21 protein-coding genes are annotated in these 23,979 nt (G+C 60.8%); 4 read left to right on the forward strand and 17 right to left on the reverse strand.

Annotation, left to right across the window (positions count from 1 at the left end; genetic code table 11):
• Positions 1-80: 80 nt before the first annotated feature.
• Together RF819_RS16065 and RF819_RS16070 are read right to left on the reverse strand one after the other, a co-directional pair.
• Positions 81-494: a hypothetical protein gene (locus RF819_RS16065; RefSeq protein ID WP_078365910.1), complete on the reverse strand. Its 414-nt coding sequence runs from the start codon at positions 492-494 to the stop codon at positions 81-83.
• On the reverse strand, positions 478-768 hold the full coding sequence (locus tag RF819_RS16070) for a hypothetical protein (protein WP_078365911.1): 291 nt from the start codon (positions 766-768) through the stop codon (positions 478-480). The genes RF819_RS16065 and RF819_RS16070 overlap by 17 nt, the downstream gene beginning before the upstream one ends.
• 323 nt (positions 769-1,091) lie before the next feature.
• Here RF819_RS16070 and map point away from each other — a divergent pair, with 323 nt between their 5' ends.
• A complete protein-coding gene (gene map / locus RF819_RS16080; RefSeq protein WP_078365913.1) occupies positions 1,092-1,901 on the forward strand; it encodes a type I methionyl aminopeptidase in 810 nt (269 codons plus the stop codon).
• Positions 1,902-1,930: 29 nt separating this feature from the next.
• The gene (locus RF819_RS16085; RefSeq protein WP_078365914.1) at positions 1,931-4,531 is read left to right on the forward strand and encodes a [protein-PII] uridylyltransferase; all 2,601 of its coding nucleotides are present in this window, start codon (positions 1,931-1,933) and stop codon (positions 4,529-4,531) included.
• 77 nt (positions 4,532-4,608) lie between these two features.
• Here the strand turns inward: RF819_RS16085 and RF819_RS16090 are convergent, their stop codons facing one another.
• From RF819_RS16090 to hemN, 7 genes are all read right to left on the reverse strand, one after another.
• The gene (locus tag RF819_RS16090; protein ID WP_078365915.1) at positions 4,609-5,202 is read right to left on the reverse strand and encodes a peptide deformylase; all 594 of its coding nucleotides are present in this window, start codon (positions 5,200-5,202) and stop codon (positions 4,609-4,611) included.
• Positions 5,199-7,370, reverse strand: a complete 2,172-nt coding sequence (ligA, locus tag RF819_RS16095; RefSeq protein WP_078365916.1) for an NAD-dependent DNA ligase LigA — start codon at positions 7,368-7,370, stop codon at positions 5,199-5,201. Before ligA ends, RF819_RS16090 begins: the two co-directional genes overlap by 4 nt.
• Before the next feature lie 6 nt (positions 7,371-7,376).
• Positions 7,377-8,414, reverse strand: coding sequence for a cell division protein ZipA C-terminal FtsZ-binding domain-containing protein (locus RF819_RS16100; RefSeq protein WP_078365917.1), 1,038 nt, complete (start codon positions 8,412-8,414; stop codon positions 7,377-7,379).
• Positions 8,411-11,935: a chromosome segregation protein SMC gene (gene smc / locus RF819_RS16105; RefSeq protein WP_078365918.1), complete on the reverse strand. Its 3,525-nt coding sequence runs from the start codon at positions 11,933-11,935 to the stop codon at positions 8,411-8,413. Before smc ends, RF819_RS16100 begins: the two co-directional genes overlap by 4 nt.
• A gap of 228 nt (positions 11,936-12,163) precedes the next feature.
• Entirely contained in the window at positions 12,164-13,159 is a 996-nt protein-coding gene (gene dusA / locus RF819_RS16110; protein ID WP_078365919.1) for a tRNA dihydrouridine(20/20a) synthase DusA, read from the reverse strand.
• Between the two features lie 73 nt (positions 13,160-13,232).
• Positions 13,233-13,913 carry a sulfite exporter TauE/SafE family protein gene (locus tag RF819_RS16115; RefSeq protein WP_078365920.1) on the reverse strand — a complete coding sequence of 227 codons (681 nt, stop codon included), beginning with the start codon at positions 13,911-13,913 and terminating at the stop codon, positions 13,233-13,235.
• A 9-nt stretch (positions 13,914-13,922) separates the two neighbouring features.
• Positions 13,923-15,320, reverse strand: coding sequence for an oxygen-independent coproporphyrinogen III oxidase (gene hemN, locus RF819_RS16120; RefSeq protein WP_078365921.1), 1,398 nt, complete (start codon positions 15,318-15,320; stop codon positions 13,923-13,925).
• A gap of 146 nt (positions 15,321-15,466) precedes the next feature.
• Between hemN and fnr the strand changes: the two genes are divergently transcribed.
• On the forward strand, positions 15,467-16,177 hold the full coding sequence (gene fnr / locus RF819_RS16125) for a fumarate/nitrate reduction transcriptional regulator Fnr (RefSeq protein ID WP_078366994.1): 711 nt from the start codon (positions 15,467-15,469) through the stop codon (positions 16,175-16,177).
• A gap of 3 nt (positions 16,178-16,180) precedes the next feature.
• Here the strand turns inward: fnr and RF819_RS16130 are convergent, their stop codons facing one another.
• The 7 genes from RF819_RS16130 to RF819_RS16160 form a co-directional block, all read right to left on the reverse strand.
• Positions 16,181-16,465 carry a hypothetical protein gene (locus tag RF819_RS16130; protein ID WP_078366995.1) on the reverse strand — a complete coding sequence of 95 codons (285 nt, stop codon included), beginning with the start codon at positions 16,463-16,465 and terminating at the stop codon, positions 16,181-16,183.
• 141 nt (positions 16,466-16,606) lie between these two features.
• Positions 16,607-17,509 carry a cytochrome-c oxidase, cbb3-type subunit III gene (gene ccoP / locus RF819_RS16135; protein WP_078365922.1) on the reverse strand — a complete coding sequence of 301 codons (903 nt, stop codon included), beginning with the start codon at positions 17,507-17,509 and terminating at the stop codon, positions 16,607-16,609.
• Between the two features lie 24 nt (positions 17,510-17,533).
• Positions 17,534-17,677 carry a cbb3-type cytochrome oxidase subunit 3 gene (locus RF819_RS16140; RefSeq protein WP_207160680.1) on the reverse strand — a complete coding sequence of 48 codons (144 nt, stop codon included), beginning with the start codon at positions 17,675-17,677 and terminating at the stop codon, positions 17,534-17,536.
• 14 nt (positions 17,678-17,691) lie between these two features.
• Entirely contained in the window at positions 17,692-18,318 is a 627-nt protein-coding gene (ccoO, locus tag RF819_RS16145; RefSeq protein ID WP_078365923.1) for a cytochrome-c oxidase, cbb3-type subunit II, read from the reverse strand.
• Between the two features lie 12 nt (positions 18,319-18,330).
• Entirely contained in the window at positions 18,331-19,767 is a 1,437-nt protein-coding gene (gene ccoN / locus RF819_RS16150) for a cytochrome-c oxidase, cbb3-type subunit I (protein ID WP_078365924.1), read from the reverse strand.
• Positions 19,768-19,856: 89 nt separating this feature from the next.
• Positions 19,857-19,991, reverse strand: a complete 135-nt coding sequence (ccoS, locus tag RF819_RS16155) for a cbb3-type cytochrome oxidase assembly protein CcoS (protein WP_078365925.1) — start codon at positions 19,989-19,991, stop codon at positions 19,857-19,859.
• Positions 19,991-22,342 carry a heavy metal translocating P-type ATPase gene (locus RF819_RS16160; protein WP_078365926.1) on the reverse strand — a complete coding sequence of 784 codons (2,352 nt, stop codon included), beginning with the start codon at positions 22,340-22,342 and terminating at the stop codon, positions 19,991-19,993. Before RF819_RS16160 ends, ccoS begins: the two co-directional genes overlap by 1 nt.
• A gap of 77 nt (positions 22,343-22,419) precedes the next feature.
• On the opposite strand from RF819_RS16160, the gene RF819_RS16165 reads away from it, so the two are divergent.
• Entirely contained in the window at positions 22,420-22,863 is a 444-nt protein-coding gene (locus RF819_RS16165; RefSeq protein WP_078365927.1) for a universal stress protein, read from the forward strand.
• A gap of 61 nt (positions 22,864-22,924) precedes the next feature.
• Here the strand turns inward: RF819_RS16165 and RF819_RS16170 are convergent, their stop codons facing one another.
• A complete protein-coding gene (locus tag RF819_RS16170) occupies positions 22,925-23,968 on the reverse strand; it encodes a response regulator (RefSeq protein WP_078365928.1) in 1,044 nt (347 codons plus the stop codon).
• Positions 23,969-23,979 lie beyond the last annotated feature (11 nt).

Below are 23,979 nucleotides of genomic sequence, written 5' to 3' on the forward strand. Positions count from 1 at the left end.
GCAAGCCGCTGGCCGGACGGGGCCGAAACTGGACCGAATTTTAGCCGGGCGAACTTGCCCGCCATCGGCCTGGGGCCGCGCTAGCGCGGTGCAGGGGGCCGAGGGCGGCCCAGCCACAGGCCCGCCATCAGCATCAGCGCCGCCAGCACCCCCAGCATCGGCACAAACAGGAAAATCAAGGCGCCCTGCGGATCGGGGTGAATGTAGAGGGTGTCCACATAGGCCCAGGTTCCCAGCACCAGATACAGCGCCGCCAGGCCCAGCACCCACCAGGTCGCCACAGCGCGGCCCCGCACCAGCCGGGCACAGCCCCAGATCAACACCCAGGGCAAGGCCACCCAGGTCACAAAAAACAGCGCAAAAACGATCTTCCCACCCGGGTGAAAGTCGCGCAGCAGCAGCGCCAGATGGCTCAGCACACCCGCGGCGGCCACCAGCTGCGCCACGCGCAACGGCCGCGTCCAAAGCGGCTGCTTGTCAGTGCCGGGCACCATCGTGCGACATCTCCCGACGGCGTTTGAGGGCCCGCCTGGCCTCTGACACAGCCACCCACAGCGTGTCACCCAACAACAAGGGGTACAGCAGCAACAAGTCCACCCGGATATTGCATTCACCGCTGCACAACACACGCTTGGCCATCAAGACCTCGTAGATCGCATAGACCAGCCAGACAAGCGCCAGCACAAGCCAGCGCCTGGAGCCGAGCCAGCGCCACAACATCAGCAACACCGTGGCCACCAGGACAGCGATGACACTTGCCTCAACCATCAAGAGCTCCTACCAAAAAGTCAACACCTGTCAGACTCACTTCACACCTCTCTTTCTGCCAGACACAGGCGACTGTGACCGATACCAGCGTCAGCCCCCAAGGCAGCGCCCAGCTCAGGCCACCCGCCACAACTCCCGTCAACAGCAGCCACACGCAGGGGTGCATCTGTTTCACGGCCTCAGCAAAGGCCAGCGGAAGCTTGGGGTGGGTAGGTTTGGCATCGGAAACACGATAGCAGAACCTTGGGGCCTGGTCCAACCAGCGCTGGGCCATCTGCCCCCACTGCCACAGGGGGCCAGACCCTCGGGGATAATCGGACCCCATGACTATCACCATCAAAGACGCCCAAGGCATTGCCGGGATGCGCGTGGCTGGCCGCCTGACCGCCGAGTTGCTGGACTACCTGGCGCCATTTGTCAAACCCGGCGTCACCACCAACGAGCTCAATGACCTGGCCGAGGCCTACACCACCGAGGTGTTGGGCGCGATTTCAGCCCCGCTGAACTACGCCCCCAGCGGCCACACCCCCTACCCCAAGTCGATCTGCACCTCGGTCAACCACCAGGTTTGCCACGGCATCCCCAACGACAAGCCGCTCAAAAAAGGCGACATCGTCAATGTCGACGTCACCCTGATCAAGGACGGCTGGCACGGTGACTCGAGCCGGATGTACATGGTGGGCGATGTGTCGGTGGCGGCCCGCCGCTTGTGCAACCTGACCTATGACGCCATGTGGAAAGGCATCATGAAAGTGCGCGAGGGCGCTTACCTGGGCGACATTGGCCACGCCATCCAGACCTTTGCCGAAGGCCAGGGCCTGAGTGTGGTGCGCGAGTTTTGTGGCCACGGCATTGGTGCCAAGTTCCATGAAGACCCGCAGGTGCTGCACTATGGCCGCCCCGGCACGCTGGACCAACTCAAGGCGGGTATGGTCATCACCATCGAGCCGATGCTCAACGCCGGTCGGCGTGAGATCAAGGAAATGGGCGACGGCTGGGCCATCGTCACCAAGGACCGATCTTTGTCAGCGCAGTGGGAACACACGGTGCTGGTCACCCCCACCGGTTACGAGGTGCTGACGCTGTCGGCCAACAGCCCGGCCATCCCGGCCTTTGTGACACCCAGCGCTTAAAGCTGCTTCCCCCTCCAACGGTGCCCGACATGACCCAACACAAAATCATGCGCAGCCAGTACCGCGCCGACAAGTCCTTGCTGCTGGCCGAACTGGCTGGCAGTGGTGCCGCAACACGTGGTGTCAACGCCGCATTGGTCGGCCTGTCCCGGCTGGCAGACGATGCACTGAGACAGCTGTGGCAGCAGGCGGGATTCAGCAGCGGCTGTGCCTTGCTGGCGGTGGGTGGTTTTGGCCGCAACGAGCTGTTTCCGCACTCGGATGTGGATGTGCTGGTGCTGCTGCCCGACGATGTCTCGCCCGAAGCCGACCCGGCGCTCAAGACACTGATTGAGGGCTTCATCGGCAGCTGCTGGGACGCTGGTCTGGAGATTGGCTCGAGTGTGCGCAACATCAGTGACTGCCTGGAAGAAGCCGCCAAGGATGTCACGGTACAAACCGCGCTGCTGGAGGCGCGCCTGATTACCGGCAGCCAGAGCCTGTTTGCGGCTTTTCAGAAAGCCTATTTCGCCACCATCGACGCGCACGCCTTTTTTGTCGCCAAAACCCTGGAGATGGAACAGCGCCACCACAAGTACGAGGACACCCCCTACGCGCTCGAGCCCAATTGCAAGGAATCACCCGGCGGCCTGCGCGACCTGCAGACGGTGTTGTGGGTGGCCAAGGCGGCGGGCCTGGGCGCCAACTGGAGTGCGCTGGCCAAGGCCGGTCTGGCCACGCCGTTCGAAGTGCGCCAGATCAAACACAACGAGGCGGTGATGCGCCTGATCCGTGCCCGCTTGCACCTGCTCTCCGGTCGGCGTGAAGACCGGCTGGTGTTTGACTTGCAAACCAGTGTGGCGGCCTCGTTTGGCTACAAGCCGCCAGACATCCAGAAAGACCAGCGCGCCTTTGTTCGCCCCAGCGAGAAGCTGATGCGCCAGTACTACTGGGCGGCCAAGGCGGTGACCCAGCTCAGCCACATCCTGCTGCTCAACATCGAAGAGCGGCTGAACCCGCAAAGCCACACGGTGCGCCAGCTGCGCCCGCTGGACGAAGATTTCCTGGACAAGGCCGGCATGATCGAGGTGGTCAGCGACGACCTGTACCAGCGCAAGCCGCACGCCATTTTGCGCACCTTTCTGGTCTACCAGACCTATTACGGCCTCAAGGGCCTGTCGGCCCGCACCCTGCGCGCGCTCTACAACGCGCGCAACCTGATGGACAGCACCTTCCGCCACGACCCGGTCAACCGCGCCACCTTCCGCCAGATCATGATGCAGCCCGGTGGCCAGACCCATGCGGTGCGGCTGATGAACCAGACCTCGGTGATGGGGCGCTATTTGTGGGCGTTCCGGCGCATCGTCGGCCAGATGCAGCACGACCTGTTCCACGTCTACACGGTGGACCAGCACATCCAGATGGTGCTGCGCAATGTGCGGCGGTTTTTCATGGTGGAGCACGCCCACGAGTACCCGTTTTGCTCACAACTGGCCAGCGGCTGGGACAAGCCCTGGATTCTGTATGTGGCGGCACTGTTCCACGACATTGCCAAGGGCCGGGGTGGTGACCACTCCAAACTCGGCGCGATGGAGGTGCGGCGCTTTTGCAAACAGCACGACATCGGTGGTGAAGACGCCAAGCTGATCGAGTTTCTGGTGCGTGAACACCTGACCATGAGCCGCATCGCGCAGAAGTCCGACCTGGGCGACCCCGATGTGATTGCCAACTTTGCCAAACATGTGGGCAACGAACGCGCGCTGACCGCGCTCTACCTGTTCACCGTGGCCGACATCCGTGGCACCAGCCCCAAGGTCTGGAACGCCTGGAAAGGCAAGCTGCTCGAAGACCTGTACCGCGCCACCTCACGCGCGCTGGGTGGCCACGCGCCCGATGTGCACGCCGAGGTGCAGGAGCGCCAGCGCGACGCCTTGATCGAGCTGGCGCTGTTGGCGCAGCCGTTTGAGTCGCACAAGGCCTTGTGGGCCACACTCGATGTGGGTTATTTCATGCGCCACGATGCGGTCGAGATCGCCTGGCACACCCGCATGTTGTCGCGCCAATTGGGTGGCACAGCCCCCATCGTGCGGGCGCGCCCCTCGCCAGTGGGTGAAGGTCTGCAGGTGCTGGTCTACACGCCTGACCAGGCCGACCTGTTTGCCCGCATCTGCGGCTTTTTTGACCAGCGTGGTTTCAGCATCCTGGATGCGCGCATCCACACCACCCAAAACGGTTACGCGCTGGACACCTTCCAGGTGGTGGCCACCCACCTGACCGCCCACTACCGCGAGCTGGTCAACATGATCGAGTCGGAGCTGGGCCATGTGATTGCCACCAGCGCCGCCCTGCCCGCACCCAGTCGGGGCCGGGTGTCACGCCGGGTCAAGAGTTTTCCGATCACACCACGCGTGAGCCTCAAGCCCGACGAAAAGGCACAACGCTGGCTGCTCAACATCTCGGCCAGCGACCGCGCGGGCCTGCTCTACAGCGTGGCGTTGGTGCTGGCGCGCCACAAAATCGACCTGAACCTGGCCAAAGTCAACACCTTGGGTGAGCGGGTGGAAGACACCTTCCTGATCCAGGGCGCAGCGCTGCAGCACAACCGCAACCAGATCCAGATCGAGACCGAGCTGCTCGACACCCTGAGTTAAGCCTTACAAGCTTTTTTGGCCGCCAGCCCTTATTTAATAAGGGCAGATAGCTATCTATTTAATACCAAACAGGGGGCTTAATCCTGGGGTGTATCCAGCCCAGGGAACAACACCTCGGTGAAACCAAAGGCCTTGAAGTCCCGCACCCGCATCGGGTACAGCGTGCCAACCAGGTGGTCACACTCGTGCTGCACCACACGCGCGTGGAAACCCGACACCGTGCGGTCAATCGGGTCACCATATTGGTCAAACCCGGTGTAGCGGATGCGCTCGTACCGAGGCACCTTGGCGCGCAGGCCCGGCACCGAGAGGCAGCCCTCCCAGTCCTCCACCACTTGCGGCTGCAGCGCTGCACCATCAGCCTGCACTGCCGACACCTTGGGGTCATCCAGACCGGGCGGCAGCGGCAGGATGGTCGGGTTGATCAAGACAGTGCGGGGCACGATGGGGGCATCCGGGTAACGCGGGTTGACTTGGTCCGAGCCAAATATCACCACCTGCAAATCCACCCCGATCTGCGGCGCCGCCAGACCGGCGCCGTCGTTGGCGAGCATGGTGTCGAGCAGGTCGGTGATCAGCAGATGCAACTCGTCTGAGTCGAACTGCACCACGGGCAGCGCCAGGCGCAGCAGGCGCGGATCGCCCATTTTGAGAATGGTTCGTACGGTCATGTCTCGACTCCTTGCAAAAGGGCTTGCAGCCCGGCTTCATCCAACACCGGCACACCCAGCGCCTGCGCCTTGTCGAGCTTGCTGCCAGCCTCGGTGCCAGCAACCACGTAACTGGTCTTTTTGCTGACCGAACCGGCCACCTTGCCACCAGCGGCTTCGATCAGCGCCTTGGCATCTTCGCGGCCCAGCGTGGGCAAGGTGCCGGTCAGCACAAAAGTCTTGCCACTCAAAGGGGTGGGTGCACGCTCGGCGGGTGGACCTTCGGGCCAGGTCACACCACAGGCACGCAACTGCTCCACCACCTCGACGTTGTGCGGTTGTGCAAAAAAGGTACGGATGCTTTGGGCCACGATGGGGCCCACATCAGCGACTTCGAGCAACTGTTCTTCAGACGCCGCGATGATCGCATCGAGCTGGCCAAAATGCCGCGCCAGCTCCTTGGCGGTGGCTTCACCCACATGGCGGATGCCCAGGCCAAACAGGAAACGCGGCAGCGTGGTCTGCTTGGATTTTTGTAGCGCATCGAGCAGATTCTGTGCGGACAAGACCGCCATACGGTCGAGCTCCGACAAGGTCGCCATCGCCAGCGCCTGCTGTTTGCTCGGGTCCAGCTCGGTGGCCAGTTGCTCCTGGCTGATGGCCAGCAGCTCGGCCTGCGCGCGCCAGCCCAACCGGTACAGATCGGGCAAGGTGCGCACCACGTCGCGCTCCACCAGCTGGTCCACCAGCTTGTCGCCCAGGCCTTCAACTTCCACCGCGCGGCGCTGGGCAAAGTGCAGGATCGCCTGTTTACGCTGGGCGCGGCAAAACAGCCCGCCAGTGCAGCGGTAATCGGCCTCACCCTCCTCACGCACCGCCGCACTGTCACACACCGGGCATTTTCTGGGCATGGTGAAGACATCGGGCTCTCCCACCCGTTTGTCGAGCAACACCGACACCACCTCGGGGATCACATCCCCGGCACGGCGCACGATCACCGTGTCACCTACGCGCACGTCCTTGCGGCGCGCCTCGTCTTCGTTGTGCAGGGTGGCGTTGGTGACGGTGACACCACCGACAAACACCGGCGCCAGTTTGGCCACCGGGGTGAGTTTGCCGGTGCGTCCTACCTGCACGTCAATGGCCAGCACCGTGGTCAACATCTCTTGCGCCGGGAACTTGTGCGCCACCGCCCAGCGTGGTTCACGCGTGACAAAGCCGAGCTGGCGTTGCAGGGCCAGGCTGTCGACCTTGTAGACCACACCGTCAATGTCAAACCCCAAACTGTCGCGCTGCTCACCAATGCGGGTGTAATACGCTACCAAATCAGCAGCGCCCTGCCCTTGTTGAACCAGGGCAGAGACCGGAAAACCCCAAGACTTGAGGGTTTGCAACATCTCAAAATGGCTGGCAAACACCGGGCCACCGGCATCAGGTGGTGTGATGTCACCCAGGCCGTAGGCAAAAAAACTCAGGGGCCGCTGCGCCGCAATCGCCGGGTCCAACTGGCGCACCGCACCGGCTGCGGCGTTGCGCGGATTCACAAAGGTTTTTTCACCCTTGGCACCAGCGGCAATCTTCTGGCGCTGGCGCTCATTAAGCGCTTCAAAGTCGTCGCGGCGCATGTAGACCTCACCCCGCACTTCCAAGACCGTAGGTGCGCTAGCAGGCAGCTTCAGCGGGATCTGACCAATGGTGCGGATGTTTTGCGTCACGTCCTCACCGGTTTCGCCATCACCGCGGGTGGCGGCCTGCACCAGCACACCGTCGACATAACGCAGGCTCATCGCCAGGCCATCAAATTTGGGTTCGGCCACATAGCCTACCGCTGGGTCACTCTCGGTCAAGCCCAATTCACGACGGATGCGGGCATCGAAATTTTCGGCGCCGCTGGCGCTGGTATCGGTTTCGGTGCGGATGCTGAGCATGGGCACCACATGGCGCACCGGGTTGAATTGGTCCAGCGCCTTGCCGCCGACGCGCTGGGTCGGTGAGTCGGTCGTGACCAGCTCGGGGTGAGCGGCTTCGAGCGCCTGCAGCTCCCGAAACAGCCGGTCGTATTCGGCATCAGGGATGGTCGGTGCATCCTCGACGTAATAACGGTGGGCGTGGGTGTGCAACAGCTGGCGCAGTTCTGCCAGGCGCTGGGTGTCGTCCGGCGGTGCGGCAAACAAATCGGGTGTCTGCATGGTCTATTAAGAAAACAAGCGGCGTGCCAACACCGAACCGGCGCTGAGCTCGCGCTGCTCCAGCGTGGCGTAAAGCTGCTCCAGCTCGGCGGCAATCACCGACATGGCCTCGGGCGGCAGCGCCACACCGTGGTCGTCGGTGACGATGCCATCCATCTCTTTGGCCAGCACCTGGGCGCTTTCACACAGGCGGGTGAAGGCCTGTTCGCTGCGATCAACCTGCGGCACATCGAGCGCCAGGGTCAAATCACGCAAGGCGGACTGCGCCATGTCCTCGGACAGCGCCGCCTGCGCATCAAAGTTCAGGCTCAGCACCGGCACCGGGCCGCTGGCACCGGGCAAGACCATGCGCCCAGGCATCGAACCTGGCACAAAACCCAGGCGCGTTGCCATCTGCTGCACATAACTGGCGCTCCAGGCCGAGCGCCGGGCGCGCAGCACAAACACGATCTGTGCATCATGGTCGCTGGCAAACTGGTCCAGCTCGCGCGCGCGGTTGACCTCGCGGCGCATCTCGGGGAAGTCAGCCGTGCCGTTGATCAGCTCACAAAAGGTTTCGGCCTTGACCACAAACTCTGAAAACTCGATGTCGTTCACCGCTCCGGCGCGGTTGGCCAGTTGTAAACCGGCCTGCAGCTGGCTGTAACGCTGGCCGGCGTGGGGTGCCTCCCAGCGCTGGGTGCTGGAGTTGAAACCTTCCACCGCAAAGGGTTTGCTGCCCACGCGCCGGGTCGGCGGCAGCGCCGCCAGCACCGCATCACCCGAGACTGGCGCGTCCAATGCGATCGGGGCGATCACATCGAGCAAGCTGTCCAGCGCGGGTTTTTTCTCGGGCGCAGGGATGACAAAACCGGGGTCCTCAAAACCGCCGTCCAGCGCGTCGATGTCGAGCGTGGGTTCACGCTCGAAGGGATGGGTGTCAACGGCGGCTGCGGTTGGTGGCTGGCGTGGCCGGCTTTTGCCCGACAGCCACAGGTAATACCCCAGCATGACCAGCAACAGCAGACCTCCCGCCGCGGCCAGCCCCAATTGCAACGAATTCATCCTATTTCCCCTTGATCGGCCATGTTCAGGGCCATGTCCATGTCCACCGCCACAATGCGCGAGACACCTTGCTCCTGCATGGTGACACCCACGAGTTGCTGTGCCATTTCCATGGCGATCTTGTTGTGGCTGATGAACAGGAACTGCGTCTCGTGACTCATGCTTTTCACCAGCCGCGCATAACGTTCGGTGTTGGCGTCGTCCAGCGGCGCATCCACCTCGTCGAGCAGACAAAACGGCGCCGGGTTGAGCTGGAAGATGGCAAACACCAGCGCAATCGCGGTCAGGGCTTTTTCACCCCCGGACAACAACGCAATGCTCTGGTTCTTTTTGCCAGGCGGCTGGGCAATGACCTGCACGCCAGAATCCAGAATCTCGTCACCGCTGATCACCAGGCGCGCATTGCCGCCGCCAAACAGCTCGGGGAACATGCGGCCAAAGTGTTCGTTGACGGTGTTGAAGGTGCCCGAGAGCAGCTCGCGGGTTTCACCATCGATCTTGCGGATGGCGCTCTCCAACGTGTTCATGGCCTCCACCAGGTCGGCACTCTGGGAATCCAGAAAGGCCTTGCGTTCCCCCGCCACCGCCAGCTCGTCGAGTGCGGCCAGGTTCACCGCACCCAGCGCGGTGATTTCACGGTTAAGCCGGTCGATTTCAGACTGCAGACCGGTCAAGCGCACCGCGCCGTCAGCCACCGAAGCCGCCACGGCCTCCAGATCGGCCTGGGCATCGGCCAGCAGCTGGGTGTATTGCTCAAAGCCGAGCCGGGCCGCCTGCTCCTTGAGCTGGAACTCGGTGATGCGCGCGCGCAGCGGGTCCAGTGCCCGTTCCAGCTGCAGGCGGCGTTCGTCACTGGCGCGCAATTTGGCGGTCAGGTCGTCGTACAGGCTGCGCTGGGCGCCCAGGTGTTTTTCACGCTCGAGCTTCTCGGCCAGCGCTTGCTGCAGGCCGCCTTGCGCCGCTGCGTCGTTCAGGCGCAGCAACTCATCTTGGGCTCTTTGGGCCTCAGCCCTGACAGAATCTGATTGTTGCACTGCTGTTTCAATAGCGCGCGACAACTCGGCACGGCGTGCACCCAGGCTGCGCAGCGCAAAGCTGGCTTCCTGCATCTGGCGCTCCAGACCCCGCTGCTGCTCGCGGCATTCATTCAGACGGCGTTCGGCGGTGATCACCGCATCGTCGAGCTGGGCGTGACGCTCCTGGGTGTCGGCCAGTTGCATGTCGAGTTCTTCAAACCGGACCTCGGCGCTGACACGGCGCTCCTGCAGGTCTTCGAGCTGGGCATCGACCTCGGCCAGGTCCTCAGCAATCTGGGCGCTGCGCTGGCGCGCTTGCTCGGCCGCCTGGCTCAGCCGCAGGGTGTCGACCTGCAGGGTGTGGACCCGCGCCTGGACCTCGGTGGCCTCACGCCGCGCGGTTTGCAGACGCTGCGAGGCGTCGGCATACGCAGCCTCGGCGCGGGCCAGCCGGGTGCGGGCCTCCTCATGGATCAGCACCTGAGCGCGGCGCTGGCGGTCCAGGTTCTCGATCTCCTGCGCGCGGGCCAGCAGACCAGCCTGTTCGGAATCCGGTGCGTAGAAACTCACGCTGCTGCGGGTGACCGCATGACCGGCCCGGACATAAATGGTCTGGCCGGGCAAGAGACTGTCGCGGCGGCTCAGCGCGTCTTCCAGGTTCTCGGTGGTGAAGCAGCCTTGCAACCAGTCATCCAGCACCGCTTGCTGGCCTGCATCGTGCACACGCAGCAAGCCGGCCAGGCGCACCAGCGTGGTCGCGGGCGCAGTGGCCACCGGGGTAGCCGGGCTGTAGAAGGCCAATTTGGCTGGGGGCACGTCCTGGGCAAAAGCACGCACCAGTTCCAGACGGCTGACTTCGAGCGCACTCAGGCGCTCACGCAGGGCGGACTCCAGCGCGTTTTCCCAACCGGGTTCGATGTGCAACTGGCTCCACAGGCCTTGCAAATGGTCCAGCCCGTGTTTTTGGAACCAGGGTTGTAACTTGCCGTCGGTCTTGACCCGTTCTTGCAAGGCCTTGAGTGCCTCCAGCCGAGCCGACAAATCAGCCAGGCTGGCGGACTCGGTGTTGACCAGTTGCTGTTGCAATCGGCGTTGTTCGTCCAGTTCAGGGGCACTGGTTTGCAACTCGGCCAGCCGGGCCTGCTCGATCTCGGCCTGTTCCTGCGCGTTGCTGAGCTGGGCTTGCAGGTCCAGCAGAGCGACCTCGTCGGGCGCAGTGAGGTTCTGGCGGTCTTGTTGCAGGCGCTCACGGCGGAGCCCAAGCTGGCGGGTTTGTTCTTCAATGCCCCGCTGCTCAGCGGCCAGCACGCCAATCTGCTGCTGCACCTGGGCCACACCGGCGCGTTGTTCGTTGGCGGCGCGTTGCGCCTGGCGCAGCGCTTCTTCGAGCTCGGGCAGCTGCTGGGCCTGGTCTTCCACCTGGGCGGCGAGCAACTCGTTTTTTTCCTCGCCCAGCAGCTCCAGCTCGGACAGGTTTTCCAACTCGGTCTGGGCGTCCTGGCTGCGCGTGGCCCATTGAGTGGCCTGCTCTTGCAAGGTGTTCAGGCGCAGCTCGACGCGCTGGCGGCCTTCGACCACAAAACGGATTTCAGCCTCCAGGCGGCCGACTTCGGTGCTGGCCTCGTAGAGCTTGCCCTGCGCCTGGTTGACCTGGTCACCGGCGGCATAGTGGGCCTGGCGCACGGTCTCCAACTCTGCCTCCACATGGCGCAAGTCGGCCATGCGAGATTCAAGTGCATTGACCGCCTCTTGCGCCTCGGTATGGACCCGGGTCTGATCGGTCTCGGACTCGGCGCGCTTCAAAAACCAGAGCTGGTGCTGCTTGAGTGACGCGGCCGCAGACAGAGTGTTGTACTTTTTCGCGACCTCGGCCTGTTTTTCCAGCTTGTCCAGGTTCGCGTTGAGTTCACGCAGAATGTCTTCGACCCGGGTCAGGTTCTCGCGGGTGTCGTGCAGGCGGTTCTCAGTCTCGCGGCGGCGTTCCTTGTATTTGGAGACACCGGCGGCCTCTTCGAGGAACAGGCGCAGCTCTTCGGGACGGCTCTCGATGATGCGGCTGATCGTGCCCTGGCCGATGATGGCGTAGGCGCGTGGCCCCAGGCCAGTGCCCAGGAACACGTCCTGCACGTCGCGCCGGCGTACCACCTGGTTGTTGATGTAGTAGCTGCTGGTGCCGTCGCGGGTCAACACACGTTTGACGGCGATCTCGGCAAACTGGCTCCACTGGCCACCGGCGCGGTGGTCGTCGTTGTCAAACACCAGCTCCACACTGGCGCGGCTGGCGGGTTTGCGGGTGGTGGTGCCGTTGAAGATGACGTCCTGCATGGATTCGCCACGCAGCTCGGAGGCCTTGCTTTCACCCAGCACCCAGCGCACCGCATCCATGATGTTGGATTTGCCGCAGCCGTTGGGACCCACCACGCCGACCAGTTGGCCGGGCAACAGAAAATTGGTGGGCTCAGCAAACGACTTGAAGCCGGCTAACTTGATGGAATTGAGACGCACGGGTGGGGAGGATTCTGGGCTAAAGGTGGGAAGGCATCAGCGTTTCACAGGCGGCCTGCCACAACGGCATCATGATAACTTGCCTGACTTGGCACAGCGGTGACGCAGCCTGGCACACAGCCACCCACAGGTGCGGGCGAGAGCAGTTTGACCACGAAAAAACAGCATCGTTTGTCAAAAAAACCATAGCATCCAGCCCTTTCAAATAAAGGGCCAAAAGTCAATTTCCTATGTTTTTTGGTGCCCATGAGCAATGGCCATGACCTGGGCTGGGGGCAAGGTCTTGAGGCTGTGGTCACTCCAGACACGGCGCCAATGGCGCGCACCCGGCAGTCCATGGCGCAGACCCAGCATGTGCCGGGCCATCGTTGGCCAGGGAGTGCCGTGGGCGGCGTGTTCACGCCCCATGTAATCCACCATCTGCTGCTCCACCGCTTCGCGGCTGAGTTCACCAGCAGCCGGTGAAGCCCCCACCAGCGCATCCCACTCGGTCAGCCACCACGGGTTTTGGTAAGCCTCGCGGCCAAGCATGACCCCATCGACCTGGGCCAGATGGGTCTGTAACTGTTCGGTGGTGGTGATACCACCGTTAAGCACGATGGTCAGCTGCGGGAAATCACGTTTGAGGCGGTAGGCCCAGTCGTAGCGCAGCGGCGGGATGTCGCGGTTGTCCTTGGGGCTCAGGCCTTTGAGCCAGGCGTTGCGTGCATGCACGATGAAGGTGGAACAACCCGCCTGACTGACTGCGCCGATGAAGTCGCAAACAAAGTCATAACTCTCCACCTGGTCGATACCAATGCGGTGTTTGACGGTGACCGGCACATCAACCACATCCACCATGGCCTTGACACAGTACGCCACCAGCTGCGGCTCGGCCATCAGACAAGCGCCAAACGCGCCGCGCTGCACCCGTTCACTCGGGCAGCCGCAATTGAGGTTGATCTCCGAGTACCCCCATTCCGCGCCCAATTTGGCGCAGGTGGCCAGATCGGCGGGATCGCTGCCGCCCAGTTGCAGGGCGACGGGTTGCTCCTCCACATTAAAACGCAGGTGGCGCGCCACATCCCCATGGATCAGCGCGCCGGTGGTCACCATCTCGGTGTACAACAGGGCCTGGCGCGACAGCAGCCGGTGGAAATAACGGCAATGGCGATCAGTCCAATCGAGCATAGGCGCCACGGACAGGCGCCATCTTTGGGGTTCTACGGAAAACTTGGGTTGCATGGGCTGGATTATCCCAGCCAGCCGCTGGCGCCCATCCAGCTGAACGAACGCTACGTCTTTGAGCTCAGTCAACCTATCCGGGAGGCAGACACCAAGGCGCCTGATCGTGGGCGTAGGCCATCCACAGCGCCCAGGCCGCACTACCCGCCAGGGCCAGGCCAGCCAGCCTGACACCCCAATCCCCCTGGCTGTTGCGTCCCAAACGCAGCCACAACCAGGGCCCGAGCATCATCGACACCGTGGTGCCCAGGGCAAACAAGGCCATGACCAGGGCACCGTCCACCGCATGCCCTGACAAACCAGCCACCAGCAGCGCCGAATACAACAGGCCACAAGGCAACAGAGCCCACAACACCCCCAGAGCCAGGGTGCCCGACAAACCCCGACTGACCACCAGGCTGCGCGCCTTGGCCCAGATTTTTTTGCCCAGTTGTTCGAGCCAGATGGGTTGCTGCGCGTTCCAGACCAAGAGCAGACCCAGCACAAGAACTGCCACATGGAACAGTGTCCAGACCGGCCGCAAGGCCGCGCTTTGCACCGTCATCCAGCCCAGGCCCTGCATTGACGCGGCAGCGAGCGCGCCCATGGCCGCATAACCAAGGACCCTGCCACCTTGAAAGACCCACATGGCCGAAAGCTGGCGTTCACCCGCAGCACGCCCAATACCGGCACAAGCTGCGCCACACATGGCAATACAGTGGGGGCCGCCTGCGAGTCCCATGAACAAGGCGGTGGTGGCGAGGGCTGTTTGCATGCCCTCAGGTTAGAGGATTTTGGAAAACTTGGTGCGTGTACGGTCAGTTTGCAAATAGCGGTCAAACACCATGGCCACCGCCCGAACAAAGAACCAGCCCTTGGTGGTCACCTGGATACCGGATTCCTCCAGTGTCACCAGGCCCTGCTCCACCTGGGCCTGCATCACTTCCATTTCCTTGGCGAAATACTGTTTGAAATCAATCAGATAGGCCGACTCAATGGACTCGTAGGAGAGTTGCCCCTGGCACATCAGCGCCATGATGACACCCCGGCGTACCAGGTCGTCACGCGACAGCGCCAGACCCCGCACAATCGGGAACTGCCCCTGGTCGAGGAAGTCGTAATACTCTTCCAGCGTCTTGGCGTTTTGGCTGTAGGTGGCACCCACCCGACCAATCGACGATACGCCCAGGCCAATCATGTCGCAATCGGGCTGGGTGCTGTACCCCTGGAAATTGCGATGCAGCCGCCCCTGGCGCTTGGCAATGGCAAGCGAGTCAGTGGGCAAAGCGAAGTGGTCCATACCGATGTACACATAACCCGCCGCCATGAAGGCTGCCATCGAACGGGCCAACATCGACACCTTGGCGGCAGCCGTTGGAATCTCGACCGAGGAGATCCGGCGCTGTGGCTTGAAGCGTTCTGGCAAGTGGGCATAGGCATACAAAGCGATGCGTTCAGGCCGCAGTTCCACAATCTGCGCCAGGGTGCGGTCAAACGACTCGGGGGTCTGTTCTGGCAGACCGTAGATCAGGTCCGCATTGACCGATTCAAAACCGCGCTCGCGCGCTGCAGCCACCAGCGCAAACACCTGCTCTGCGGGCTGGATGCGGTGCACCGCTTTTTGTACCGCCGGGTCGAAGTCCTGGATACCAAAACTCAGGCGGTTAAAGCCGAGCTCAGCCAGCACATCCAGTCGTTGGTTGTCGATGGTGCGGGGGTCGATCTCGATCGAATATTCACCACCCGGCAGCAGCTTGAAACTGCGGCGCAACAAGGCCATCAGGTCACGCAATTCGGCGTCTGACAAAAAGGTGGGGGAACCGCCACCAAAATGCAGTTGTGACACGGCCTGCCCCAGACCCATGTGTTGGGTGTGCAGGTCGACTTCCCGGCTCAGATAACGCAGGTAAGCCGCCGCCCGGTCATGGTGTTTGGTGATGATCTTGTTGCAGGCACAGTAGTAACACAAGGCCTCACAAAACGGGATGTGCACATACAAAGACAGTGGCAGCGCCAACGCAGCCGCACCCGAGCGACGCTGTTCCAGCGCCAGAGCGTAATCCTGAGCGGTAAATGCCTCCACGAAGCGATCAGCGGTTGGGTAGGAGGTGTACCGGGGCCCGGACACATCGTACTGCCGGATCAAAGCTTCGGAGATGGGTTCTGCTGCAGATTCGATCATTGAAAATTCCCTTATTTCAGACGCTGTAACTGTGCCGCTTGCCCTCTTTTTGGCACTTGATATTGATCAACCAAGAGGGAGAAACCGAATAAGCCCAATTTGACATTTGTCAGCTGTTGGTGAAGAACAATGTCAAAATCGTGATCATGAACTATGAGACCATCAAAATCGCTTGTGCCAACTGCAATATGCGCGAGCTGTGTATGCCCATTGGCCTGACCCAGGACGAACTCAATCGTATCGATGAAATGATTGGCTCCAGGCGCAAGGTCAAGCGTGGTGAGACCCTTTTTCATAACGGTGAACGCTTCACCAACCTGTATGCGATCCGCACCGGTTTTTTCAAGACGTGTATCACCTCTGAAGACGGGCGCGATCAGGTCACAGGTTTTCAGATGGCCGGGGAAATCATTGGCATGGATGGCATCGTCAACGACTACCACTCCTGCGATGCGGTGGCTCTGGAAGATGCCGAAATCTGCGCCATGCCCTTTGCCCAGATTGAAGCACTGTCAAGAGAGGTCAATGCCTTGCAGCACCACGTTCACAAAATCATGAGCCGTGAAATTGTGCGTGAACATGGTGTGATGCTGCTGCTAGGCAGCATGCGGGCCGAAGAACGTCTGGCAGCCTTTTTGCTGAACCTGGCGCAGCGTCTGCATTCACGCGGTTTTTCACAGTCGGAGTTGATCCTGCGAATGACCCGGGAAGAGATTGGCAGCTACCTGGGTCTCAAACTGGAAACCATCAGTCGAACCTTCTCGCGGTTTGTCGAGGACGGCATCGTCGCTGTCAAGCAGCGCCACGTGCACATCCTCAACACCAGCGCGCTGCAAGACATCGTCAACCCGAAGTAGCCCTTACTTCGTCGGCAACTCAGGAGACGCTTTGGGGGCGGGGATGACACCCGTGGCCGCGTGGTTGCGCGCCATCATCGCGGGTGCGTCACCACTCTCGATGGTTTTTGACGACCTGATGTGCTCTATTTCAATGTCCTGACCCGAGACGATCTGGTTCGGGCTGTTGGCAATGAAATAAAAAGTCACGATACACGCAAGAATGACAGCCACCGGGCCGCTGATTACCAGCCACACGTGACCGTAAGACCACCAGGGTTTGTCGTCGTTCAGAGACTCGTTTCTCATCGGCATACCTCTTTCATCCTCAGGTTCTGCAAAGAACAATTGACCTTATAACAAAAAAGAGGGAAACATGGCTGTTTCCCTCTCATCATGCGTCCAGCTCTGGCGCGGGTGGGACTCAGTCCCCACCCAGAACCAACATGCTTACTGCTTGTTGGACAGACCCCAGATGTAAGACGTCAGCACCTTGATTTGCGGCTCAGTCAAATGGTAGGCCTGTGCAGGCATGACATTAACCACGCCGTTGTTGATGCGTTCGATGATGGCCTTTTCACCAAAACCGTGCAGCCAGATGTTGTCTGTCAAATTGGCGGACCCCAGGGCTTGCATACCTTTGCCATCTTCGCCATGGCAGGCGGCACAGACAGCAAACTTCTCTTTGCCAAGAGCGGCCTTGGCCGCATCGTGCGGGCTGCCTGACAGGCTCAACACGTACTGAGCCACGTTCTTGACATCGTCTTCGGTACCAAGCGCTGCGGCCATCGGTGGCATGTTGCCGACCCGACCCAGCTGGATGGTCTCAGTGATCTTCTCAGGTGTACCACCGTGCAGCCAATCGCCATCGGTCAGGTTCGGGAAACCCTTGTTGCCTTGGGCATCAGACGCATGACATTGCGCGCAGTTATTGCTGTACAAACGTTCACCAATGGCCATCGCCGCCGGATCCTTGGCGATGTCTTGAGGCGTCATGTTGGCAAAACGTGCATACACCGGCGCGGTCTGTTCCTCACCTTGTTTGATCTCGGCAGCATGCAGACCACTGGAGGTCCAGCCCAGCAGGCCCGGGTAACTTCCCAGACCTGGGTACAGCGCCAGGTAGCCAAAACCAAAGATCACGGTCAGCACAAACAAATAACTCCACCACCTGGGCAGCGGGTTATTCATCTCGCGCAGATCGTCATCCCACACATGGCCGGTGGTGTTGTCACTGGCGGTCATGGCCTTGGCTTTGCCCGACATGACCAGCAGAACCAGGCACGCAAGAATACTCACAACGACCAGGCCCGCGACATACATGGACCAGAATCCGTTTACAAAATCACTCATTTCTTTTACCTCTCAGTGTCTGAGTCAGTCTTGATCGAAAGGCAGTTTCCCGGCCTCATCGAATTCAGAAGCGTTCTTGCTGGAATAAGCCCACACCATGATCCCGATGAACATGACAAAGCTCAGCAAAGTAACCACAACTCTTGCAGTGTTGACATCAATTTCCATCACTGCATCCCGGTTTATTTGACGTGCAGACCCAAACCTTGCAGGTAAGCAACCAGTGCTTCCATCTCGGTTTTACCTTTCACAGCCTCAGCTGCACCAGCGATGTCTTCATCCGTGTAGGGAACACCAACCGTACGAAGACCTTTCATGTGAGCAGGGAGACTGTCTGCATCCACCATCGCCTTGGACAACCAGGGGTACGCAGGCATGATCGACTCAGGCACCAGATCACGCGGGTTGTTCAAATGGGTGATCTGCCATTGGTCGCTGTACTTGCCGCCGATACGGTGCAGGTCAGGCCCCGTGCGTTTGCTACCCCACTGGAAGGGATGGTCGTAAACGAACTCACCCGCCAGCGAATAGTGGCCATAACGCAGCGTTTCAGCCCGGAACGGACGGATCATCTGCGAGTGGCAGTTGTAGCAGCCCTCACGGGTGTAGATATCGCGCCCCGCCAACTCAAGCGCGGTATAGGGTTTCAAACCCGCAACTGCTTGAGTGGTTGTCTTTTGGAAGAACAGCGGAACAATTTCCACCAAACCACCAAACAACAGAACAATCAGGATCAAAACAATCATCAAGCCATTGTTGGACTCGATGGCACCGTGGGAAAAACCACCTTCGTTATTTGAATTCGCCATGATATTTTTTCCTCAAGCGTGCGCTGCAACAGCAGGGATGTTGACTGACACAGCCCGTCCACTGGTCGCTGTTTTGATCGTGTTCCAAAGCATCACGACCATACCGCCCAGATACAACAAACCACCCACCAAGCGCAAGACATAGAACGGGAAGCTGGCCTTCACGGATTCAACAAACGTGTAGGTCAAGGTGCCGTCGGCATTGATCGAACGCCACATCAGACCCTGCATCACACCAGCGATCCACAGTGCGGCGATGTAGAGCACGATACCAATCGTGGCCGTGTAGAAGTGGACTTCAATGGCTTTGACGCTGTACATCTGCTTCTGACCGAACAGGCGAGGAATCAGGTAATACATGGAACCCATGGTGACCATACCCACCCAACCCAAGGCGCCCGAGTGCACGTGGCCCACAGTCCAGTCGGTGAAGTGAGACAAGGCATTCACCGTCTTGATGGACATCATCGGGCCTTCGAAGGTCGACATGCCGTAGAACGACAGGGAAACGATCAAGAAACGCAGGATGGGGTCGTCACGCAGTTTGTGCCAGGCACCAGACAAGGTCATGATGCCGTTGATCATGCCACCCCAGCTGGGTGCCAAAAGGATCAGGGAGAACACCATACCCACCGATTGGGTCCAGTCAGGCAGCGCGGTGAAATGCAAGTGGTGGGGACCCGCCCACATGTAGGTGAAGATCAGTGCCCAGAAGTGAACAATCGACAGACGGTACGAATACACCGGGCGACCGGCCTGCTTAGGGATGAAGTAATACATCATACCCAGAAAACCTGCGGTCAAGAAGAAGCCCACCGCATTGTGGCCATACCACCATTGCACCATGGCATCTTGCACACCTGCGTAAGCAGAATAAGACTTCATGGCCCCCACCGGAATGGCCGCACTGTTGACCAAGTGCAGCAAAGCAACCGCCAAAATGAAGGCACCGAAGAACCAGTTGGCCACGTAGATGTGTTTGACCTTGCGTGTACCCACCGTGCCAAAAAACACGATGGCGTACGAGACCCAGATCACCGTGATCAGGATGTCAATCGGCCATTCCAGCTCAGCATATTCCTTACCGCTGGTGAAACCCAGTGGCAAGGACAGCGCTGCCGACAAAATCACGATTTGCCAGCCCCAGAAGGTGAAGGCCGCCAGCTTCTCAGCAAAAAGCCGAACATGGCAGGTCCGCTGGACAACATAGTAAGACGTCGCAAACAAGCCGCAGCCGCCAAACGCAAAAATCACAGCATTGGTGTGTAAGGGTCGCAAGCGACCAAAAGACAGGTAGGAAATACCAAGGTTCAGCTCAGGCCATGCCAGTTGTGCAGCAATGATCACGCCAACCAGCATGCCCACCACACCCCAGACCACGGTCATGATGGCGAACTGCCGTACAACTTTATCGCTGTACGTCGTCGCCTGCGAATTTACAAATGCCATGTTCACCTCTTCTTAGTTTGAGGCGCAAAGTGTCTTGTTTCACCTGCGCCGCCGATTTGACACATGTCAATTATCCCTTGAATTCCCCTTCAATCTTTAAGTATTCTCTCGCCTTCTTTGTCAACATCCTCAAATTGCCCGCGGTATATCGCCCACCAGACGCCGCCAATGATAAAAAACACCAGAACCACCGAAAGCGGGACCAACAAATACATGATGTCCATCAAATCTCCTTGTTGATCGGCTGCAAGCGGGACAGCCGAAGGGCATTGGCCACCACCAGCAGCGAGCTGCTGGCCATGCCGATACCGGCGAGCCAGGCGGGCAACCAACCCGCCACAGCCAGCGGAACACAAATCGCGTTGTAGGCTGCCGCCCACCACAGATTCTGCCTGACCACCGTCATGGTGCGTCGGGCCAGGCCGATCGCTTGGTCAACATCACCCAGCCGACTGCCCGACACCAGAAAATCGGCCTGAGCCTGCGCCAGCGGCACCGCCTGGCCAAATGCAAACGAGGCGTGCGCCCCGGCCAGCACGGGACCATCGTTGAGACCGTCCCCCACGACCGCCACCTTGCGCTTGTCAAGCTGAGCCTGACGCAGAAAGTCGAGCTTGTCCTGCGGTGAGCACTGGCCTTTGAACACATCAATGCCCACCGCCCCTGCCACCAGGCGGGCCGCGTCACTGGCATCACCCGACAACAATGACACCTGCAAACCACGCGCCTTCAAGCTGGCAATGGTGCTTGCCGCATCGGCGCGAACGTCTTCCTGAAGCTCAAAGCTAGCCAGCCAGCGCTGCGCATCCACCAGGTGGACCTTCAAGGTGTCTGAATCAGCTTGTGTCACACCACAGTGTTCGGCCGAGCCCAGCCGCACCTCGATGGCCGAGTTGGCATCCCCTGCAAGGGCCAGCTTGGCGCTCAAACCACGCCCTGGCAACTCCACCACATCGGCCACCTGCCAGCGTCCCAACAAACCGCGCTGCGCTGCCGCCACCTCGAGTGCCCGCGAGGCCGGGTGCAGGGATTGCTGTGCCAGCGCCGCCGCCATGGCCAGCGCCTGCTGTGGGTCCAGCCCGTCTGCCACCTGGATGGCGCCCAGCACCATGGCGTCGCGCGTGAGTGTGCCGGTTTTGTCAAACATCACGGTATCAACTGCGGCGAGGGCTTCAAAAGCATCGAGCCGGCGCACCAGCACACCCCGTTGCGCCAGCGCACCGGCTGCCGACAACATCGCAGCCGGAGTGGCCAGCGACAAGGCACAAGGACAGGTCACCACCAGCACCGACACCGCCACCATCAGGGCATGTTCCGGGTCGGTGTCCCACCAGTAGGCGCAGGCCAGCGCGGCCGCAATCAGCACCCCGATCAGAAACGGCTTGGCCACGGTGTCGGCCATCCGGGCGAGTTGGGGTTTGCTGGTGGATGCGCTTTCCATCAGACTGACAATCTGTGCAAAACGGGTTTCCTGACCGAGGCGTTCCACCCGGACCAAGACCACGCCTGCCAAGTTGTGGCTGCCCGAGATCACCGCATCACCCTCGGCACGCGCCACCGGCCTGGACTCACCGGTCAGCAGCGACTCATCCACCGAGGTCTGGCCGCGCACCACCACCCCATCGGCCGGGAAGGCCTCGCCGGGGCGTACCTGGATGATGTCCTCACGCTGCAACCGCCGCACCGGAACCCGCTCGAACACGCCGTCGGCTTGTTGCCGAAACACGCTGTCGGGCAAACGGTTCATCAGGGCCTCGAGCGCACCGGCTGTGCGGTCGCGCAGACGCAATTCAAACCAGCGCCCGGCCAGCAAAAAGAAAACGAACATGGTCAGGGAGTCAAAGTACACCTCATGACCAAACATGCCCTGGGGCTCAAAGGTGCCTGCGGTACTCACCACAAAAGTGATCAGCATGCCCAGCGCCACCGGCAGGTCCATGCTGACACGGCGGTGCACGATGTCGCGCCAGGCGTTGGCAAAAAACGGACTGCAGGAAAACAAGATGACCGGCAGCGTCAACACCCAGGAGGCCCAGCGCAGCAGCTGCTCCATCTCCATCGACAAATCGCCCGGTTCGGCCACATAGGCCGGGTAGGCGTACATCATCACCTGCATCATGCACAGGCCGGCCACCATCACCCGCCACAAAGCCTTGCGTGCCTCGACCCGGCGCCGCTCCCGGGCAAACGTGTCGTTGGCTGGCAGCGCCCGGTAACCCGATCCCGCCAGCGCCTGCATCCAGCGCGACGGCTGCACCGACTGCGCGTCCCACACCACCTTGGCTCGCTGGCTGCTGGCGCTGACATCGGCAGACAACACGCCGGGCACACGTTTGAGTGCGTCCTCCACCGTCAGCGCACAGGCCGCGCAGTGCATGCCTTCGATCATGACATTGGACTCCCAGCACCCCGCGTGACCGACGTCCGGGCGGCTGAAAGCCGACCACTCCTGCTCATCATCCAGAACCCGCAAGTCCTCCTGCACATCAGGCTGTGGCACAGCATCTGCCGCGCCACGGCCAGCAACAGCTTCCAGTTGGGCGGGGGGGCGGTCAGCATCGATGGGAAAACTCATCACAATTACCTGAGCAGTAGCAAAATCGGCTGATAGTATAGGAACGCGCTCTTTTTTGATCTGCAAAGGAAATCATCATGTATGAAAAGATTCTTGTGGCCACAGACGGTTCGCCACTGTCAAAAACCGCCGTCAACAGCGCCATTTCGCTGGCGGCACTGTGCCAGGCAGAGCTGGTGGTGATCAAGGTGGTGCCGCAGTACCCACAAAGTTATTTTGAAGGTGGGCTGGCGCTGCAAGCCACCGAGGTCGGTCGCATTGAACAACAATGGGCCGAAGAAGGTCAGGCGGTGGTGGACGAGGTAAAAAAAGACGCTGAACTCAAAGGCGTGACGACCCTGGCGGTGACGGTCAAATCCGACATCGTCTCCGACGCCATCATCTCGACCGCCAAGAAACACCACTGCGACCTGATCGTGATGGCCTCCCATGGCCGCAAGGGTGTCAAACGCCTGCTGCTGGGCAGCGAAACCCAGCAAGTGCTGACACACTCCCACATCCCGGTGCTGGTTTTGCGTTAAATAGGCCTCCAGCCCTCTTACAACAAGGGCTGGCTGCTATCCAGCTTGATAATTGAGACCCTCAGTCCGGGTCTTTGAAACGCTGCTGAATCTCCAGTATACGGTCCCAGTGTTTAAAAAACATGGCCACACAGGCCGGGTCAAAGTGGCTGCCTGCCTGGGCCTGGATGTGGGCGCTGGCGCGCTCCAGTGACCAGGCCTCCTTGTAGGGCCGATTCGACACCAAAGCGTCAAACACATCCGCCACGGCCACGATGCGGCTGAAGATCGGGATGGCCTCCCCCTTGAGACCAGCGGGGTAACCTGAGCCGTCAAATTTTTCGTGGTGGCCCAGGGCGATGTCCGCCCCCGCCTGCAACACCCGCGAGGCGCTGCCTTTGAGGATCTCATGGCCAATCACAGCGTGCTGTTTCATGACCTCGAACTCCTGCGGAGTCAGGCGCCCGGGTTTGAGCAAAATGTTGTCAACAATGCCCACCTTGCCAATGTCGTGCATCGGCGCGGCCTCCAGCAGCAGCTCACAGTCGGCGTCTGACAAACCCAGCCCCCGGCCAATCAACTCGGAATAGTGCGCCATGCGCAGGATATGGGCGCCGGTTTCGGGGTCGCGGTACTCGGCCGCCTTGGACAGCCGCAGCACGGTTTCGCGCTCGCGCTCCCGGATCGCTGCGGTGGCCTTTTGCACCTCTTCGGCCAGCCAGGCGGCGCGGTTCTCCAACACCTTGCGGCTGGCGCCCAGGTCCAGCATGTTCTTCACACGCGCCATGAATTCGATTTTGTCCACCGGCTTGGTCAAAAAATCGGTGGCACCGACCTCCAGCGCCTGGTAACGCACCTGCTTTTGGTCGTTGGCGGTGATCATCAACACCGGAATGTTCTGCCGCCCGGGGGTCAGCCGCACTGCGGTGATGAACTCCATGCCGTTGAGCTCCGGCATCATGTAGTCCACAATGATCAGGTCGAAGTCTTCGGTTTTGGCGCAGGCCAGTCCGGCCACGGCATTGGTGAAACAGCGACTCTCGCAGTTGCCCATGCGTTTGAGCAGCGCCTCGAACAAAATCAGGTTGATTTCGGCATCGTCAACAATCAGTACCTTGTAGGTCATGGTCAAACATT

The organism is Rhodoferax fermentans (genome assembly GCF_002017865.1).
GTDB lineage: Bacteria > Pseudomonadota > Gammaproteobacteria > Burkholderiales > Burkholderiaceae_C > Rhodoferax > Rhodoferax fermentans.

Excerpts from the sequence above, each read along its gene's own strand:
- RF819_RS16065 (WP_078365910.1), bottom strand. The coding sequence starts at position 494 with ATGGTGCCCGGCACTGACAAGCAGCCGCTTTGGACGCGGCCGTTGCGC.
- RF819_RS16070 (WP_078365911.1), bottom strand. The coding sequence starts at position 768 with ATGGTTGAGGCAAGTGTCATCGCTGTCCTGGTGGCCACGGTGTTGCTG.
- map (WP_078365913.1), top strand. The coding sequence starts at position 1,092 with ATGACTATCACCATCAAAGACGCCCAAGGCATTGCCGGGATGCGCGTG.
- RF819_RS16085 (WP_078365914.1), top strand. The coding sequence starts at position 1,931 with ATGACCCAACACAAAATCATGCGCAGCCAGTACCGCGCCGACAAGTCC.
- RF819_RS16090 (WP_078365915.1), bottom strand. The coding sequence starts at position 5,202 with ATGACCGTACGAACCATTCTCAAAATGGGCGATCCGCGCCTGCTGCGC.
- ligA (WP_078365916.1), bottom strand. The coding sequence starts at position 7,370 with ATGCAGACACCCGATTTGTTTGCCGCACCGCCGGACGACACCCAGCGC.
- RF819_RS16100 (WP_078365917.1), bottom strand. The coding sequence starts at position 8,414 with ATGAATTCGTTGCAATTGGGGCTGGCCGCGGCGGGAGGTCTGCTGTTG.
- dusA (WP_078365919.1), bottom strand. The coding sequence starts at position 13,159 with ATGCAACCCAAGTTTTCCGTAGAACCCCAAAGATGGCGCCTGTCCGTG.
- RF819_RS16115 (WP_078365920.1), bottom strand. The coding sequence starts at position 13,913 with ATGCAAACAGCCCTCGCCACCACCGCCTTGTTCATGGGACTCGCAGGC.
- hemN (WP_078365921.1), bottom strand. The coding sequence starts at position 15,320 with ATGATCGAATCTGCAGCAGAACCCATCTCCGAAGCTTTGATCCGGCAG.
- fnr (WP_078366994.1), top strand. The coding sequence starts at position 15,467 with ATGAACTATGAGACCATCAAAATCGCTTGTGCCAACTGCAATATGCGC.
- RF819_RS16130 (WP_078366995.1), bottom strand. The coding sequence starts at position 16,465 with ATGAGAAACGAGTCTCTGAACGACGACAAACCCTGGTGGTCTTACGGT.
- ccoP (WP_078365922.1), bottom strand. The coding sequence starts at position 17,509 with ATGAGTGATTTTGTAAACGGATTCTGGTCCATGTATGTCGCGGGCCTG.
- RF819_RS16140 (WP_207160680.1), bottom strand. The coding sequence starts at position 17,677 with ATGGAAATTGATGTCAACACTGCAAGAGTTGTGGTTACTTTGCTGAGC.
- ccoO (WP_078365923.1), bottom strand. The coding sequence starts at position 18,318 with ATGGCGAATTCAAATAACGAAGGTGGTTTTTCCCACGGTGCCATCGAG.
- ccoN (WP_078365924.1), bottom strand. The coding sequence starts at position 19,767 with ATGGCATTTGTAAATTCGCAGGCGACGACGTACAGCGATAAAGTTGTA.
- ccoS (WP_078365925.1), bottom strand. The coding sequence starts at position 19,991 with ATGGACATCATGTATTTGTTGGTCCCGCTTTCGGTGGTTCTGGTGTTT.
- RF819_RS16160 (WP_078365926.1), bottom strand. The coding sequence starts at position 22,342 with ATGAGTTTTCCCATCGATGCTGACCGCCCCCCCGCCCAACTGGAAGCT.
- RF819_RS16165 (WP_078365927.1), top strand. The coding sequence starts at position 22,420 with ATGTATGAAAAGATTCTTGTGGCCACAGACGGTTCGCCACTGTCAAAA.
- RF819_RS16170 (WP_078365928.1), bottom strand. The coding sequence starts at position 23,968 with ATGACCTACAAGGTACTGATTGTTGACGATGCCGAAATCAACCTGATT.